14 protein-coding genes are annotated in these 15894 nt (G+C 67.7%); 10 read left to right on the top strand and 4 right to left on the bottom strand.

The annotated features are described in order from the left end of the window. A partial coding sequence (locus ACSAMQ_RS11770) for an STAS domain-containing protein (RefSeq protein WP_435395816.1) occupies nt 1-211 on the top strand: 211 nt, incomplete at its 5' end. Nucleotides 212-341: 130 nt separating this feature from the next. Then, a complete protein-coding gene (locus ACSAMQ_RS11765) occupies nt 342-1538 on the top strand; it encodes an MlaA family lipoprotein (protein WP_435395815.1) in 1197 nt (398 codons plus the stop codon). Nucleotides 1539-1647: 109 nt separating this feature from the next. Here the strand turns inward: ACSAMQ_RS11765 and rmuC are convergent, their stop codons facing one another. Further along, entirely contained in the window at nt 1648-2991 is a 1344-nt protein-coding gene (rmuC, locus tag ACSAMQ_RS11760; RefSeq protein ID WP_435395814.1) for a DNA recombination protein RmuC, read from the bottom strand. Nucleotides 2992-3246: 255 nt separating this feature from the next. On the opposite strand from rmuC, the gene ACSAMQ_RS11755 reads away from it, so the two are divergent. Further along, a complete protein-coding gene (locus ACSAMQ_RS11755; RefSeq protein ID WP_435395813.1) occupies nt 3247-3570 on the top strand; it encodes a hypothetical protein in 324 nt (107 codons plus the stop codon). Between the two features lie 1234 nt (nt 3571-4804). Here the strand turns inward: ACSAMQ_RS11755 and ACSAMQ_RS11750 are convergent. Next, nucleotides 4805-5974, bottom strand: a complete 1170-nt coding sequence (locus ACSAMQ_RS11750; protein WP_031373977.1) for a class I SAM-dependent rRNA methyltransferase — start codon at nt 5972-5974, stop codon at nt 4805-4807. A 136-nt stretch (nt 5975-6110) separates the two neighbouring features. Here ACSAMQ_RS11750 and ACSAMQ_RS11745 point away from each other — a divergent pair, with 136 nt between their 5' ends. The 3 genes from ACSAMQ_RS11745 (at nt 6111) to ACSAMQ_RS11735 (ending at nt 8209) form a co-directional block, all read left to right on the top strand. Then, nucleotides 6111-6884, top strand: coding sequence for a rhomboid family intramembrane serine protease (locus ACSAMQ_RS11745; RefSeq protein WP_435395812.1), 774 nt, complete (start codon nt 6111-6113; stop codon nt 6882-6884). 141 nt (nt 6885-7025) lie between these two features. Beyond that, nucleotides 7026-7397, top strand: coding sequence for a hypothetical protein (locus tag ACSAMQ_RS11740; RefSeq protein ID WP_435395811.1), 372 nt, complete (start codon nt 7026-7028; stop codon nt 7395-7397). After that, nucleotides 7394-8209 carry a transporter gene (locus ACSAMQ_RS11735; protein WP_435395810.1) on the top strand — a complete coding sequence of 272 codons (816 nt, stop codon included), beginning with the start codon at nt 7394-7396 and terminating at the stop codon, nt 8207-8209. Before ACSAMQ_RS11740 ends, ACSAMQ_RS11735 begins: the two co-directional genes overlap by 4 nt. Here the strand turns inward: ACSAMQ_RS11735 and ACSAMQ_RS11730 are convergent. Next, the gene (locus tag ACSAMQ_RS11730; protein WP_435395809.1) at nt 8171-9085 is read right to left on the bottom strand and encodes a hypothetical protein; all 915 of its coding nucleotides are present in this window, start codon (nt 9083-9085) and stop codon (nt 8171-8173) included. The two genes, ACSAMQ_RS11735 and ACSAMQ_RS11730, sit on opposite strands and share 39 nt — an antisense overlap. Before the next feature lie 429 nt (nt 9086-9514). Here ACSAMQ_RS11730 and ACSAMQ_RS11725 point away from each other — a divergent pair, with 429 nt between their 5' ends. The 3 genes from ACSAMQ_RS11725 (at nt 9515) to ACSAMQ_RS11715 (ending at nt 12652) form a co-directional block, all read left to right on the top strand. Beyond that, nucleotides 9515-11221, top strand: a complete 1707-nt coding sequence (locus tag ACSAMQ_RS11725; RefSeq protein ID WP_435395808.1) for a M20/M25/M40 family metallo-hydrolase — start codon at nt 9515-9517, stop codon at nt 11219-11221. A gap of 54 nt (nt 11222-11275) precedes the next feature. Next, nucleotides 11276-11974: an aspartate/glutamate racemase family protein gene (locus tag ACSAMQ_RS11720; protein WP_435395807.1), complete on the top strand. Its 699-nt coding sequence runs from the start codon at nt 11276-11278 to the stop codon at nt 11972-11974. A 102-nt stretch (nt 11975-12076) separates the two neighbouring features. After that, the gene (locus ACSAMQ_RS11715) at nt 12077-12652 is read left to right on the top strand and encodes a cytochrome c oxidase assembly factor Coa1 family protein (protein ID WP_435395806.1); all 576 of its coding nucleotides are present in this window, start codon (nt 12077-12079) and stop codon (nt 12650-12652) included. Here ACSAMQ_RS11715 and ACSAMQ_RS11710 read toward each other — a convergent pair. Next, on the bottom strand, nt 12615-13091 hold the full coding sequence (locus tag ACSAMQ_RS11710; RefSeq protein WP_435395805.1) for an Lrp/AsnC family transcriptional regulator: 477 nt from the start codon (nt 13089-13091) through the stop codon (nt 12615-12617). The genes ACSAMQ_RS11715 and ACSAMQ_RS11710 overlap by 38 nt on opposite strands. 142 nt (nt 13092-13233) lie before the next feature. Between ACSAMQ_RS11710 and phhA the strand changes: the two genes are divergently transcribed. Continuing rightward, on the top strand, nt 13234-14127 hold the full coding sequence (phhA, locus tag ACSAMQ_RS11705) for a phenylalanine 4-monooxygenase (RefSeq protein ID WP_435395804.1): 894 nt from the start codon (nt 13234-13236) through the stop codon (nt 14125-14127). Nucleotides 14128-15894: the final 1767 nt, after the last annotated feature.

Genomic DNA, 15894 nt, shown 5'->3' with positions numbered 1-15894 from the left:
GGCGACGCTGTGGCCGCAGGCGCGCGCGCTGGTCGGCGGCGTGCGCCGTTTCGACCTGAGCGCGGTGAGCACCGTCGACAGCGCCGGCCTGGCGCTGCTGGCCGAGCTGGCCGCACAGGTCGAAGGCGTCGAAGTGGTCGGCACGCCGGCCGGGCTGAGCGAGTTGCGCGCGGCCTACCGGCTCGACGACGCGCTCGGCTTCGGTCGCTAAGTTTCAGACTCTCAAGTTCCGGTCGCTGATACACGAACTCCGTCGCAGAACTCTCCTGTTGCGGTCGCCAACGCCGACGGATCCGGCCTGGCTGCCCCCACCCGTTGTCCCGGAAGACTAGACTGCAACCATGCGCCCCCACGCACTCTCACTCTCGCTCGGCCTGGCTTTGGCCGCGCTGCATTCCGTTCCGGCTTTCGCGCAGGACGCGAACCCGACCGCCGCCGAAGAAACCGTCGTAAGCGCCACGGCGCAGAACGAACCGGCGCTTGCGACGCCATCCGTCGAAGCGCTCGCGCTCGCCGACACGGCAGCCACGCCGGCCGATACGGCCGCGACCCCTCCGGTCGACACGGCGCGGGCTGCAACGGCCGGGCCCGCTCTCGACTACGCCGTCGCCCAGGTCGAATCGAGCCAGGTCCAATCGGTACCGCCCGATCCGAATGCGCCGGCGGCCGAAGCCGCCGAGCCGCCGCAGGCCAACGCCGCGGTCGAGCCGAGCCCGGCCGACGACCAACGCACCGAGGCCGAGCGCGATTTCGACGCGCTCTACGGCACCCCGTCGCAGGAGTACGATCCGGTCGCCGACCCGACTCTGCCGGCGCCGGCCTCGGTGCCGGGCGCGTTCGACCCGTGGGAGAGGTACAACCGCAAGATGCACCGCTTCAACATGGCGGTGGATCGCGGCGTCGCCCGTCCGCTCGCGCGCGCCTATTCCAAGGTCGTGCCGCGTCCGGTGCGCCTGGGCGTGAGCAACTTCTTCAACAACCTCGGCCAGCCGGTGTCGATCGTCAACGCGCTGCTGCAGGGCAAGCCCAAGCAGGCCGCGCAGGCGCTCGGCCGGTTCGCGCTCAACACCACCCTCGGCATCGGCGGCCTGTTCGACCCGGCCAGCGACGCCAAGCTGCCCAACCGCAGCGAAGACTTCGGCCAGACCCTGGGCGTGTGGGGGTGGAAGCGCTCGCGCTATGTCGAGCTGCCGTTCTTCGGCCCGCGCACCGTGCGCGACTCGTTCGGCGCCCTCGGCGATGCGCCGCTGAGCCCGCTGCGCCACGTCGAACGCGACCGCATCCGCATCCCGCTGCAGGGCCTGCAACTGGTCGACGTGCGCGCCCAGTTGCTGCCGCTCGACAGCCTGCGCGACGGCGCCGAGGACGAATACGCCCTGGTCCGCGACTCCTGGTCGCAACGCCGCGACTACCAGATCTTCGGCGACCGCCTCGACAAGAACGGCGACAGCGCCCTGCCGGAATATCTGCAGGACGACAGCAACCCGAGCGTGCCGGCCGATGCGATGCCGGTGATGCCGACCGACGGCGGGCGCTGAGGTTCGCGATCGCCTCGCGACAGCGCGCAACGACGAACGGCCCGGATGCGAATCCGGGCCGTTCTGGTTTGGGATGCCGCGCAGGACCGGCCGCTGACGCGGACCGGGCTTATTCTTCGGGGTCCTTGTCCTGCCCCAGCAGTCGCGCCGCGTCATCCCCGGGCATCGCCTCGACCTCGCGCAGGCGGCGCTGGATCGCGCGCGTCCTGACCCCGGTCTGTTCGATCTGCTTGCTGGCCTGATCGAGCTTGCCCTTGACGTTGTCGAGCACCTCGCCGAACTTTCCGAACTCGGTCTTGACCGCGCTGAGCGTCTTCCACACTTCGCTCGAGCGCTTCTGGATCGCCAGGGTGCGGAAACCGAGCTGGAAACTGGTCAACAGGGCGAGCAGGGTGGTCGGCCCGGCCACGGTGATGCGCAGGTCGCGCTGCAGCATTTCGACCAGGCCCGGCCGGCGCAGGACTTCGGCATACAGGCCCTCGGTCGGCAGGAACAGGATCGCGAACTCGGTGGTCTCCGGCGGCGCCACGTACTTCTTCTGAATGTCGCGGGCCTGGTCGCGCACCCGGCGCTCCAGGGCGTCGCCGGCGGCGCGCGCGCCCTCGAGATCGAGGCGCTCTTGCGCGTCGAGCAGGCGCTCGTAGTCCTCGCGCGGAAACTTGGCGTCGATCGGCAGCCACACCGGCGCCTCGCCGCCCGGGCCGGGAAAGCGCACGGCGAACTCGACCCGCTCGCTGCTGCCCGGCACCGTCGCGACGTTCGAGGCGTACTGGTCGGGCGCGAACACCTGTTCGAGCAAGCCCGCCAGCTGCACCTCGCCGAAGATGCCGCGCGATTTGACGTTGGTCAGCACGCGCTGCAGGCCGCCGACGTCGGAGGCCAGCTTGTTCATATCGCCGAGCCCCTGGTGCACCTGGGCCAGCATCTGGGTGACGTTGCCGAAGCTCTCGGTCAGGCGGGTTTCCAGGGTCGCGTGCAGCTTCTCGTCGACCGTCGCGCGCATCTGCTCCAGCTTGGCGGCGTTGTCGGTCTGCAGCTCGCGCAAGCGGGTTTCCAGGGTCTGGCGCAGCTCGCCGATACGCTGTTCGTTGCGCTGGGTGAGTTCGTTGAGTCGCTGGCCCAACAGCTCGGCGAAGCGCTGCTGTTGCTCGGCCGACTCGCTGCGGCCCTTGCGCGCATCCTCGGTCAGCAACTGACTCAAGGCATCCAGGCGCTGATCGGTGCGCACGGTCAGATCGCCGAGCCGGTTGCCGAAGCCCTCGATACGGGTTTCCTGCTGCGCCGACAGGCTGTCGAGCTGTTGACGCAGTTCGCCGCGGCCGTCGCGCTGCTCCTCGCGCAAGGCCTGCTCGAGGCGCAGCTCGGGGCGACGCAGCAGCAGGACCACCAATAGAACGATCACGGCCCCGACGGCGAGCAGAAGCAGGATCAGCAACAAGGAGACGTCATTCATGCCGCCAGTCTAACGGGGTGAGTCTCAGGCTCTGCGATCACCGGCGCTTAGGCCGCGCCGGAGACCGCGCACGGCCTGCGCCGCCGTCGGTCGGAACCGCGGCCAGGGTCGACGAAGAAGTGCGAAATCCGTCGCAGATCGCGACTGAATCCGGGGCGCCGAGTTCCGTACGGAACCGAACCGTGGCCAGGAACTGTGCCAATCTGGATTCGCCCCGATCGGCTTCGCCGACCGGCCACCGCAAGGACTGCATGCATGGACCCGCAAGCTCCCCGGCTCTACGCCGACCCGCGCGGCATCTGGCGCGACGATGGCGCCGGCCGCGTCCACGGCATCCGCTGGACCGACATCGACGGCATCGATGGTTATGCGATCGACGTGGTCGACCGCAAGCTGATCTTCGTCGAGCTGGGCACCGTCAGCGGCGACAGCCTGGAACTGCGCACCGACTGGCCGGGCTACCGCGAAGTCGCGACCGCGATGAGCGTGCACCTGCCCGGCCTCGACCTGGATGCGCTGAAGCGCCTTGAGTTCGCCTTGCCGGACGACCCGCCGGCGGTGCTGTGGTGGCGGGATTGAGGGGTGGGCGCATGCGCTTGCGTTGGAGCGCGACGAGTCGCCTCCTTCTGTAGGAGCGGCGTGAACCGCGACCGCGGAACGCGCAGGGGTAACAAGGCAGTCGTCATTCGTCGCAGCGGCATGCCTCTCGCCAGGGTAGGAGCGGCGCAAGCCGCGACATCGTTGCTTTTATCTCGCGGCGCCTCGATCAGAAATGCGGATCAAGATCAAACCCAAAGCTTCCGCCACTAAAGCGGCTGGTTACTTTCTTTTGTCTAATGCAATAAAAGAAAGGTAACCAAAGAAGTTGCTTTTCTTTGAATCACCAGCCCGCGCGTTCGATGCATACGCGGTGATTTCATACGGGAGCTCCCTGTCCCGATGAAAAACGGCGCACATCCCTGCGGGCCGCCCTCCGGGTCTTCGATGGCCTTCGCGAGTGCGCGGCGGCGCCAAGCCGAAGCCGGCGGTAGAGCATCGGAGCGCGGCGGCGCCATCCCTTGTAGGAGCGGCGTAAGCCGCGACCAAGGGACGCGCCGAGACGACATAGCCATTGCCGTCCATCGAAGCGGCACGCTTTCGCAGGGTAGGAGCGGCGCAAGCCGCGACCGCGAATCTGCGGCCGGCGGCGTAGGCGATTGGGATTGCGCGGTCGCGGCTTACGCCGCTCCTACAGTGGTCGGTACGCGGCGCCGTTGTCGTTGTCGTTGTCGTTGTCGTTGTCGTTGTCGTTGTCGAGATTTTGATCTGGTTTGCTCTATGGCTTTGCTTGCCGCTTCGCCGGTCAAAAGCAGGCCCGGAGGGCGGCCCGCAGGGAGGCGGGCCGTGCGCAAGCAGGCCATGGATGGCCTGTCTGGAGCATCCCTGCCTCGGCACCGATCGTGCGGGCTGGTGCCCTGGCAGGAAGAAGCACTTTTCTTTGGTGACTTTCTTTTGTTGCTTTGGACGAGAAAGTTACCCGCACCCTTTAGGGGGCGGAAGCTTTGCTCTTGCTGTGGCTTCAAAGCCCTGGGTAAGAAACGCCGCAACCGGAGACGCCGCGGTCGCGACTTGCGTCGCTCCTACCCCCCGCGACGGTTCACGGCTTCGATGAGCGACGACGGCGATGCGATTTCTATCCGTCCCTTGGTCGCGGCTTACGCCGCTCCTACAGGTGAAGCCGCGAGGCGCCGCGAATCGGCACCGCGCCGGATCGCCCATCGATCGGATCGGCGGCATGCACCGCCGACCCCATACGACAAGCCTGTCGATCAACTCAATCCAACACCCGACAAAACACCGCTTTCAGATAGCGCGACTCGGGCACCTGCGCCAACCACGGATGATCCGCGCCCGCGCCGGACACCTTGAGCACCTGCACGGTGCGCCCGGCATAGAACGCGGCGCGACGCAGCATGTCGAGGAACTGGTCTTCGCTGACCAGGCCGGTGCAGGAGAAGGTCGCGAACAGGCCGCCGGGCTTGAGCGCGCCGAGCGCCAGCTTGTTCATGTCGAGGTATTTCTTCAGCGCCGGAATCACCTGCTCGCGGTCGCGGGTCATCTTGGCCGGGTCGAGGATCACCACGTCGTAAAGATCGCCGGCGTTGGCGACGTCGCGCAGGTAGGGAAAGATGTCGGCCTGGACGAACTTGACCTGGGCGCCGTTGAGCTTGGCGTTGGCCTTGGCGATGTTGATCACGTCGGCATCGATGTCCACGCCGACCACTTCCTCGGCGCCGCGCACCTTCGCGTACACGCCGAAGCCGCCGGTGTTGCAGCACAGGTCGAGCACGCGCTTGCCGGCGACCTGCTGCGACAGCCACTCGCGGTTGTCGCGCTGGTCGGCGAAGAAGCCGGTCTTGTGCGCGCCGGCCGGGTCGGCGCGAAACTTGATGCCGTATTCGGTGATCGTCGCCGGCGGCACCGCTTCGGTGCCGCGGAAGTCGAAGCTCTCCTGCTTCTGCACGTGCTCGTCGGCGAAGGCGTAGAACCGGCAGCCCGGGAACTGCTGGCGCAGCGCGTCGTAGATCCATTCGCGGTGACGGAAGGCGCCGGCGCTGAAGTACTCGACCACCAACAGGTCGCCGTAGCGGTCGACCACCAGGCCGCTGAGGCCGTCGCCCTCGCTATGCACCACGCGCCAGGCGTCGCTGACCTCGTCGAGCTTGAGCACGTCGCGGCGCAGCGACACGGCCGCGGCGATCTTGCGCGCGAACCAGTCGGCGTCGACTTCGACGTCCGGATCGTTCTCGAGCATGCGCAGGGCGATGCGCGAGTGGCCGTTGTAGAAGCCGCGGCCGATCCAGTCGCCGTCGACGCCGAGCACGTTGACGATCGAGCCCGGCTTGGGGCGCTGGGCCGGCTTGTCGACCAGGCGCTGGAAGATCCAGGGGTGGGTGGACTTCCAGGCGTTCTTGAGGCGTACGGTGGGGAGTTCGTTATTCATCCCGCCATTCTACCGGGGCCGGGCCGCTTGCCCGGCCTGGCCCGCGCCTGGCGTCGGGCCGCCGTCCCGCTGGCGGGACAAACCGGCCCGACGAACGCGGCTTGTATTCCTTCCGGGCGGTGCCAATCTCGGTGACATGCACCTGCCCACCGAAGCCCCGATCCCCGACACCCCGGCTCAGCGCAAGGCCGACCGCAGCCGTCTGGTGCGGGCGCTCAATGCCAGCCTGGCCTTCGTCCTGCTGCTGGCGGCGGTGTTCAGCGCCCAGGGCCAGTTCGACGTGCGCGCCTTCACGGTCCAGCCGTGGTCGGCGCAGGGCCTGGTCGGCCTGCTGACCGCGCCGCTGCTGCACGGCTCGATCGAGCACCTGGCCGCGAACGCGACCTCGCTGTTGCTGCTCGGCACCCTGGCCGGCGCGGTCTACCCGAAGGCGACCCTGCGCGCGCTGCCGATCCTGTGGCTCGGCGCCGGCCTCGGCGCCTGGCTGCTCGGCGATCCGGGCAGCTATCACCTGGGCGCCAGCGGCCTCACTCACGGCCTGATGTTCCTGGTCCTGACCCTGGGCCTGCTGCGTCGCGACCGCCCCTCGATCGCCGCGGCGATGATCGCCTTCCTGCTCTACGGCGGCATGCTGCTGACCGTGCTACCACGCGAGATCGGCGTGTCGTGGCAGGCCCACCTGGGCGGCGCAGCCGCCGGCGTCGTCGCCGCCTTCCTATTCCGCCTGCGCGACCCGCTGCCGCCGCGCAAGCGCTACAGCTGGGAGGACGAGGACGAAGAACTGGTGCCGGCCCACGACGAACTGGAACCGCCGAGCCCGCAACGGGTGCCGGTGCTGTGGAACCGCCCGGTCGACGGCGAACGCGGCGTGGTCCTGGAGTTTCCGTCGCGACAGCGGCACGAGGACTGAGCTGCGCGCCACGCGCTCCGCATCGCCTGACGCTAAAGTGGCGCCGGGTCCGCAGGCGGGCCGTCCGGTCGCGGCCGCATCGGCGCAGGCATCGGGACGGCAGGTCTGCGCGACGCCGCGATCCCTTCCCTGGAGCCGACCATGCGCCGCCTGACTGTCCCGTTCGCGTGCAGCCTATTGCTCGCAGCCTCGCCGTTCGTTCACGCCAAGAGCGCCTGCATGATCGAAGGCCAGGTCCTCGGCCAGATGATCAACGAATGCACCGAGACCGACCTGCCGGCTTCCGACGAGGCCAGCCAGCCGCAATGCAACAGCTCGCTGCCGGGCCTGGCGGAGATCGGCGGCCAGGTCTCGGCGCGGCCGGTCGCGGCCTGCCCCTCGGGCGCGGTGGCGGTCTGCGATTCGCCCATGAACGTCAAGGCGCGCATCTATTACTACAAGCGCAACGCCAAGCAGATCGCCGGGATCAAGCAAGCCTGCGAGATGCAGCGCGGCCAGTGGGTCAAGCCGTGAGGCCGAGCGCCGCGCCTGTCGCGGCACGAACAGGCCTGAACGTAGCGCTCGCCGCGACGCTCGCCCTCGCGGGCGCGCCGGCCATCGCGCAAACCTCCGAGCCGGCCGAACCGGCCGAGCCGCCCTCGTTCGACCGGCCCGGCATCTCGTTCTCGACCGACACCCTGCCGCGCGGCGCTTTCGCCTGGGAGCAGGGCTTGCCGGATTTCGTCCGCGACGACGACGGCGGCACCCGCAGCCGGCTCTACAGCGCCAACACCAATCTGCGACTGGGCCTGAGCGACCGGGTCGAGTTGCAGCTGGCGACCTCGGCCTACAACCGGCTGCGCGAACGCGACGGCGACGGCCGCCGCTCGCGCCACGGCGCCGGCGACACCGGCCTGGCGATCAAGGTGGCGCTGCGGGCTTCGCACGAGGCGTTCTCGTGGGCGGTGCTCGGCGCGGTCACCGCGGCCAGCGGCGACCGCGACTTCAGCAACGGCGCCACCCAGTACACCCTCGGCACCACGCTCGGCTACGACTTCGACGAGCGCCTCGCCGGCGCGCTGTACCTCAACCTCGACCGCAGCGACGGCCGCGACACCTGGACCTGGTCGCCGAGCCTGAGCTTCGCGCTCAGCGACCGCGTCGGCGCCTACCTCGAAGCCGGCGTGTCGAAAGCCGACGGCGAGTCGGCGACTTCGGTCGCCGGCGCCGGCGTGACCTGGATGGCCACGCCGCGCGTGCAGCTCGACGCCTCGTTCGACCTCGGCCTCGACCGCGGCAGCGCCGATCTACAGGCTGGGGTTGGGGCGTCGTTCTACTTCGACTGAGCCGCGCAAGGCCGCGGCCGTGCCGAGGCCGGTGGCGATCGCCGAGGCGTAGTCCGGCGCCTGCGTTCCGGCCGACTCGTAGGTCCACAGGAAACCGCCGCCGATGCCGTCGCTGGCCCACTGCGCATACTGCTGCTGGACCTGGTTCGGGGTGGAATCGGTCGCCAGGCCCGGGATCACGAAGCGGGCCGGGAAGCCGCTGCCAAACGTTTTTTGCAGCGCCTGGATCCAATCTTCGGGATTGTTGCCGGCGCCGCCGGAATAGCACTGCAGGTTGAACGCGATCACCAGGCCGGGATCGGTCTTCTGCAGTTCGGCCAGGCAGCCGACCCAAAACTCGGGGTTGTAGTAGGGGCAGAAGGTGACCTTGAAGCCGGCCTTGCCGAGCATGCGGCTGAAATCGACGATCAGCTTCTGGTCTTGCATCTCCTCGTCGTCCAGGTCGATGGCCTCGATCGCCGGGAAGGTATTCTTCAACGCGACCAGGTTCTGGAACAGCGGATTCTTCTCGCCGCTGCCGAACTCTGCGATCAGCTTGCGGATGTTGCCGTAGTCGCCGACCCCACCGCCGCCGATCGACAACCACACGCGCTCGATGCCGGTCGCGCCCAGGGTCAGGGAATTGACCAGCGGCAGCCACTCCGGCGGACCGACGTACTGCCCGTTGGAGACGATTTCGAGATCGTTGTAGTACAGATCGCCTTTGTACTTGTCCGGCGCCGGCGGCGACCTGTCCTGGTAGTGCGGATGCGCCAGGGCCAGGATCGCGGTGTTGAAACCGGACGCCTTGAGACCCTCGATATAGTCCCTGCCACCGGTCTTGGAGAACAGGCCTTCGCAGTAGGCGGCGACGATGGGCTTGCTTGCGTTGGACATGATCGGCTCCTGTTGTGGGTGAGCCTTCTGACCAACGCGGCCATGCGCTGCCCTCGGACAGGTTTTCCGCGGCAGATCGCGTCTTTGCGACCGCCTTCGCACTCTTCCGCGCGCGGGCGCTGCGCTTGGCCCCGCGCCATGACGAACGCGACCGCTGCAAGTCGCACAGGCGCACGGCTTTCGCGACGTCATCGCATCGCCATAGCCTCTCTGGGAACGTCCCTGCTCCAGAATGCCCCGCAGCCCCCAGACCGCACGCACCGATTCCCCTTTGAGGGGCCAGGGGGATTTGCTCCGGCCCTGCTTCGCTCTGGCCCTGCTTCGCTCCGGCTCTATCTCGCTTCCCCAACTTGGCGCCCCCGCCCCGCGGTGATAGCGTCGCAAGCGCAGCCGTCGCGGGGCTCCGCGACCTCATCGCTTGGGGAATCGATGCGCTACTCGCCCTTCCGGTCGCTCGCCGGCCTCTGCCTGATCGTCGCCCTCGCCGCCTGCCAACGCCCCGCGCCGGCGCCGCCGGCAACGGACGGTTACGACGAAAGCGCCGGCGCCGACGCGCGACGGATCGAAGCCGACCTGCGTTTTCTCGCCGACGATCTGCTCGAAGGCCGCGAGGCCGGTACGCGCGGCTACGATCTGGCGGCGCTGTACGTCGCCGAACGCCTGCGCGCGATCGGGCTGCGCCCGGCCGGAGACGACGGCCGCTACTTCCAGCGGGTACCGATGCTGAGCGCGAAGCGCGTCGACGGCGGCGGCACTCTGGTGATCCGCCGCGACGGCGCCGCCACCGCGCTGAAGTTCCGCGAGCAGTTTCTGCCGCAGCTCAACTTCGACCGCACCGATGCGCGCGTGACCGCGGCGGCGGTATTCGTCGGCCAGGCGGTGCGGGCGCCGGAACTGCAGCACGACGATTTCGCCGGCATCGATGTGCGCGGCAAGATCGCGGTGCTGTTCCACGGCGCGCCGCCGCGCTTCGACACCGACCGGCGCGCGTTCTACAGTTCGTTCCGCGAGAAATTCGCCGCCCTGGCCGAACGCGGCGCGGTCGGCGCGGTGATCGTGTCCACCGACGACGAGGAACGGCGCCAGCCCTGGGCGCGCGGCGCCGAGAACTGGGCCCGACCCGGCATGCGCCTGCGCGACGCCGAGGGGCGACCGCTCGACACCTTTCCTCAACTGCAGGTGATCGCCCAAGTCAGCGCCGCCAGCGCCGGCGTCCTGCTCGACACCGGCGGCCGAAGCGCCGCGGGACTGTTCCGCGATGCGCGCGCGGGCAAGCTGCGCGGTTTCGAGCTGCCGGGCACGATCGAATTGTCGGCGCAGACCCGGATCGAGCCGGCCGAGTCGCGCAACGTGGTCGCGGTGCTGCCCGGCGCCGACGCTACGCTCAAGCGCGAGCACGTGCTGTTCAGCGCCCACCTCGACCATATCGGCATCGGCGCGCCGGTGCATGGCGACGCGATCTACAACGGTGCCCTCGACAATGCACTTGGCGTGGCGATCATGCTCGAAGCCGCGCAGCAGCTCGCGCGTTCGCCGACGCCGCCGAAACGCTCGCTGCTGTTCGTTGCGGTCACCGCCGAGGAAAAAGGCCTGCTCGGCGCCGAGTGGTACGCGCGGCACCCGACCGTGCCGCGCGATTCGCTGGTCGCCAACGTCAACATGGACATGCCGGTGTTGCTGGTGCCGACCCGCGACGTGGTGCCGATCGGGGTCGAGCACTCCAGCCTGCAGGCGGTGCTCGACCAGGCCGCGGCCGAGGTCGGGGTGAGCCTGTCGCCCGACCCCGCGCCGCAGGAAAGCGTCTTCGTCCGCAGCGACCAGTTCGCCTTCATCCGCGCCGGCGTGCCGGCGGTGTACCTGACCGGCGGCGTGCGAGCGCAGCAGTCGGGCGTCGATGCCGGCAAGCACCAGCGCGATTTCCTGCGCGAGCGCTATCACCAGCCCGGCGACGACGCGAGCCAACCGATCCAGTACGCCGACGCCGCGCGTCTGGCCCGGCTCAACGCGCGCATCGGCCAGTCGATCGCCGACGCACCGCAACGGCCGCGCTGGAACGCCGGCGATTTCTTCGGCCAGCGCTTCGGCACTCTCGACGCATCGCCCACTGCGGTCGGCGGCGACGCCGGGCCGCGCTGAGTCGCCGAGCGCCGCAGGCCGCGTGGCTATACTGCGGCGATGAGCGACGTCGCGATGAAAACGCTGGGCCTGCTCGGCGGCATGAGCTGGGAATCGACCCTGCCGTATTACCGGTTGATCAACGAGACCGTGCGCGAACGCCTCGGTGGGCTGCATTCGGCCAAGCTGCTGTTGTACAGCGTCGATTTCGCCGAGGTCGAGCGCCTGCAGCATGCCGGCGACTGGGATGCGGCCGGCGTGCTGCTCGGCCAGGCCGCGCGCTGCTTGCGCGACGGCGGCGCGCACTTGCTGGTGATCTGCACCAACACCATGCACAAAGTCGCCGATGCGGTCGAGGCCGCCTCCGGCCTGCCCCTGCTGCATATCGCCGACCCTACCGGCGCGGCGATCCGCGCCGCCGGCCTGGGCCGGATCGGCCTGCTCGGCACGCGCTTCACCATGGAGCAGGACTTCTACCGGCAGCGATTGATCGAGCGCCACGGGCTCGAGGTGATCGTGCCCGACGCGGCCGGCCGCGATCTGGTCCACCGGGTCATTTACGAAGAGCTGTGCCTGGGGCGGATTCGCGACGCGTCGCGCCAGGCCTATCGCGAGGTCATCGCCGGCCTGGTGGCGCGCGGCGCTCAGGGCGTGATCCTGGGCTGCACCGAAATCAGTCTGTTGATCGGCGCCGGCGATGTCGAGACCGCTTTGTTCGACACCACCGCCCTGCATGCGCGCGCGGCGGCACTGGCCGCGATCGATGGCGCCTGAAGCAAGCGCCGCACGTACCCGCACTCGCGGGCCAGCGGCGTCGCTGGTCAGCGATGCGATCCGCGGCGACACTCACCGACAACCGATTCCGCGGAGCGCCCCATGAACGACGATCGTCCGAACCCCGGCTGGTGGAGCCGCAACTGGAAGTGGGCGGTGCCGAGCGGTTGCCTGACCCTAGTCCTGCTCGCCGGACTGCTGCTGGTCGGCGTCATCGGCCTGGGCATCAAGGGCCTGTCGGGCGTGATGAAAGCCAGCGAACCGTATCGGCATGCCATCGTCCTGGCCGAGGGCAACGCCGAAGTCGTGGCCGCGCTCGGCACGCCGCTGCGCACCGGCAGCATGATCCAGGGCACGCTCACCACCGAGAACGCGAACGGCCGTGCCGACCTGTCGGTGCCGCTGACCGGCCCCAAGGGCGAGGCGACGCTCTACATCAAGGGCGAACGCGAGGCCGACCGCTGGACCTATTCGCTGCTGGAAGTGGCGATCCAGGGCAGCGGCCAGCGCATCGACCTGCTCGACGAGCAAGCGGCGCCGCGCGAACCGACTACACCCGCCACCCCCGCCGAGCCGCCGCGCAGCGAGCCTCAGGGCGATCCCGACCCCGAAGCCGCGCCCGGCGACAACGCCGAACGGGTCAACGCGGCGGCAGCGGCAGGCCGCGGAAGGACTTGACCGTACGCAGCACCAGGCTGGAATTGATGTCCGCGCCGCCGGCCTGGTTGAGCAGGCGGTCGAGCAGGAAGCGCGACAGATGCTCGAGGTCGCGCACGACGATCTGCAGCAGATAGTCCATGTCGCCGGTCAGCGCGTAACAGGCCACCACCTCGTCCCAGGTTTCGACGAACTCGGCGAAGGCGGCGACCGCCTCGCTGTCGTGGCGGCCCAGGCGCACCCGCACGAAGGCCTGCAGGCCCAGGCCGAGGCGTTCCGGGTCGACCTCGGCGCGGTATCCGGAGATCACCCCTTCGCGCTCCAGCCGCTGGACCCGGCGCAGGCAGGCCGAGGCCGACAGATGCACGCGGTCGGCCAGCTCGGCATTGGTCAGGCGGCCGTCGCGCTGCAGCTCGGCGAGCAAGACGATGTCGGTACGGTCGAGTTCTACGGTGGCCACATTCAGCGCCCATGGTAGTCATTACGCAATAATCTTGCGCCAATCAGCCATCTGCGCGCAATAACGCAAGCCTATTGCGCCGAAGCGCGGTTAAAGTCGTCTGGTCCCCGACTGTCCGGGACGTTCCAGGAGTCTCACGGCCATGACCCCCGCCACCCCGCAGCGCGTCGAACACCAGCTCACCGACAAGGGCTACGTGCCGGTCTATACGACTGCCGTGATCGAGCAGCCGTGGGCGTCGTACTCGAGCCAGGACCATGCGGTGTGGGCGCAGTTGTTCGAGCGCCAGCAGCAGGTGCTGGTCGGCCGGGCCAGCGACGAGTTCCTGACCGCGCAGCGGGCCATGCACATGACCCCGCACCAGATCCCGAAGTTCGACGATCTCAATCGCGTGCTGCGCGCGCACACCGGCTGGGAGCTGATCGGCGTCGAAGGCCTGCTGCCGGAACTGACCTTCTTCGACCACCTCGCCAACCGCCGTTTCCCGGTGACCTGGTGGATCCGCAAGCCCGAGCAGATCGATTACCTCGCCGAGCCGGACCTGTTCCACGACCTGTTCGGCCACGTGCCGCTGCTGATGAACCCGGTGTTCGCCGATTACATGGAGGCTTACGGCCGCGGCGGCGTCAAAGCGCACGGGATCAACCCCGAGGCGCTGGTCCACCTGACCCGCCTGTACTGGTACACCGTGGAATTCGGCCTGATCAAGCAGGCCGACGGCCTGCGCATCTACGGCAGCGGCATCGTCTCGTCGAAGAGCGAATCGATCCACTGCCTGGAATCGGACGCCCCGAACCGGATCGGCTTCGACCTGGAGCGGATCATGCGCACCCGCTACCGCATCGACACCTATCAGAAGACCTATTTCGTTATCGACAGCTTCGAACAGCTGATGCGTGCGACCGAACCGGACTTCACCCCGATCTATGATCGCCTCGCCACCCAGGACTCGGTCCCGGCCGGCGACGTCCTCGCCACCGATACCGTGTTCCATCGCGGTACCGGCGAGGGTTGGCTGACGGATGGGGACGTCTGAGCGGCACGACCGGACGGCTAGACACCGCAACGCCGTCGTCGATGATCGAGGCCGGACTATCGCAGGGTAGGAGCGACGAAGGGACGCGCAGAGATGACATGGCCATCTTCGTTCGTCGACGCGGCGTGCTCTCGCCAAGTTAGGAGCGGCGCAAGCCGCGACATCGCTGTGGCGGTCTTGCGGCGTCTCGATCAGAAAGATGTAGGTCAAGATCAAGATCAAACCCAAAGCTTCCGCCACTAAAGCGGCGGGTTACTTTCTTTTGTCTAAAGCAAAGGTAACCAAAGAAGTTGCTTTTCTTTGAACACAGGCCCGCACGATCGTTGCTTCCGCGGTGATTTTTCATACGGGACATCCTTGTCCCGATGAAAAACGGCTTGCATCCATGCAGGCCGCCCTCCGGGTCTTCGATTGCCTTCGCGAGTGCGCGGCGGCGCAAACCGAAAGCCGCAATCACAGCTACGCCTATGATTAGCGAATACCGGTGCGACGCCGTCATCCCCTGTAGGAGCGACGTAAGTCGCGACCGCAACCTTTCGACATCGCGCCGATACCGGCCGAGGCCGGTCAGGGTAGGCGCGGCGCAAGCCGCGACATCGCTGCGACGGTCTCGCGACGCATTACTCGTTGACGAAGATCAAGATCAAATCCACGACCCGCATCCCTGCGGGCCGCCCTACGGGTCTTCACTTGACCGGCAAAGCGGCAAAGCGGCAAAGCGGCAAAGCAAATCAAAACACGGCGATGGCACCGACAACGGTGATATGGCGTCGCGGCTGCTCCTGGGTAGGAGCGGCGCGAGCCGCGACCGCGTCATGACGGCGACGGCGCAGCGATCTGGGGGTTGCGTCGTCACGACTTATGTCACGCCTACAGGATGGCGGCGTCGCACCTGCACCTGGTTATTGGCCATGCCTTTCGTTTTGGCTTTGCGCCGCCGCGCACTCGCGAAGGCCATCGAAGACCCGAAGGGCGGCCCGTAGGGACGCGGGCCGTTTTTCGTCGGGACAGGGATGGCGTATGTAGATCCCTGCGTCGGCACCGCTCGTGCGGGCTCTTGATTCAGTACAGAGCAACTTCTTTGGTTACCTTTCTTTTGTTGCTTTAGACAAAAGAAAGTAACCGACGCTTTAGTGGCGGAAGCTTTGGGTTTGATCTTGATCTAGTAGACGAGAGAGAGGCGCCGCAAGACCGCCGCAGCAATGTCGCGACTTGCGCCGCTCCTACCCTGGCGAAAGCACCTCGCCTTCTACGAATGCCGATGGCCTCGTTATCTCTGCGCGTTCCGTGGTCGCGACTCACGTCGCTCCTACAGGGATGCCGACTTCGCACGCGTATCCGTCGATCAAGGCTGTAACTGCGGCTGTGGCTTTCATTTAGGCTTTACGCCGCGCACTAGCGAAGGCTAAAGAAGACCCGGAGGGCGGCCCGTAGGGACGCGGGCCGTTTTTCGTCGGGACAGGGATGCCCGTATGTAGATCCCTGCGTCGGCACCGCTCGTGCGGGCTCTTGATTCAATACAGAGCAACTTCTTTGGTTACTTTTCTTTTGTTGCTTTAGACAAAAGAAAGTAACCCGCCGCTTTAGTGGCGGAAGCTTTGGGTTTGATCATGATCTTGCTTCAGAAAGGTGCCGCAAGACCATAACGGCGATGTCACGGCTTGCACCGCTCCTACCCTGGCGAGAACATGCCGCGTCGACGAACGAAGACGGCCATGTCATCTCTGCGCGTCCCGCGGTCGCGACTCACGTCGCTCCTGCAGGGGC

Origin of the sequence: Lysobacter sp. 1R34A (assembly GCF_051217035.1) — a bacterium.
Lineage (GTDB): Bacteria > Pseudomonadota > Gammaproteobacteria > Xanthomonadales > Xanthomonadaceae > Lysobacter.
Note: the sequence above shows the minus strand (reverse complement) of the source record. Positions and strands in the feature narration are given on the sequence as shown.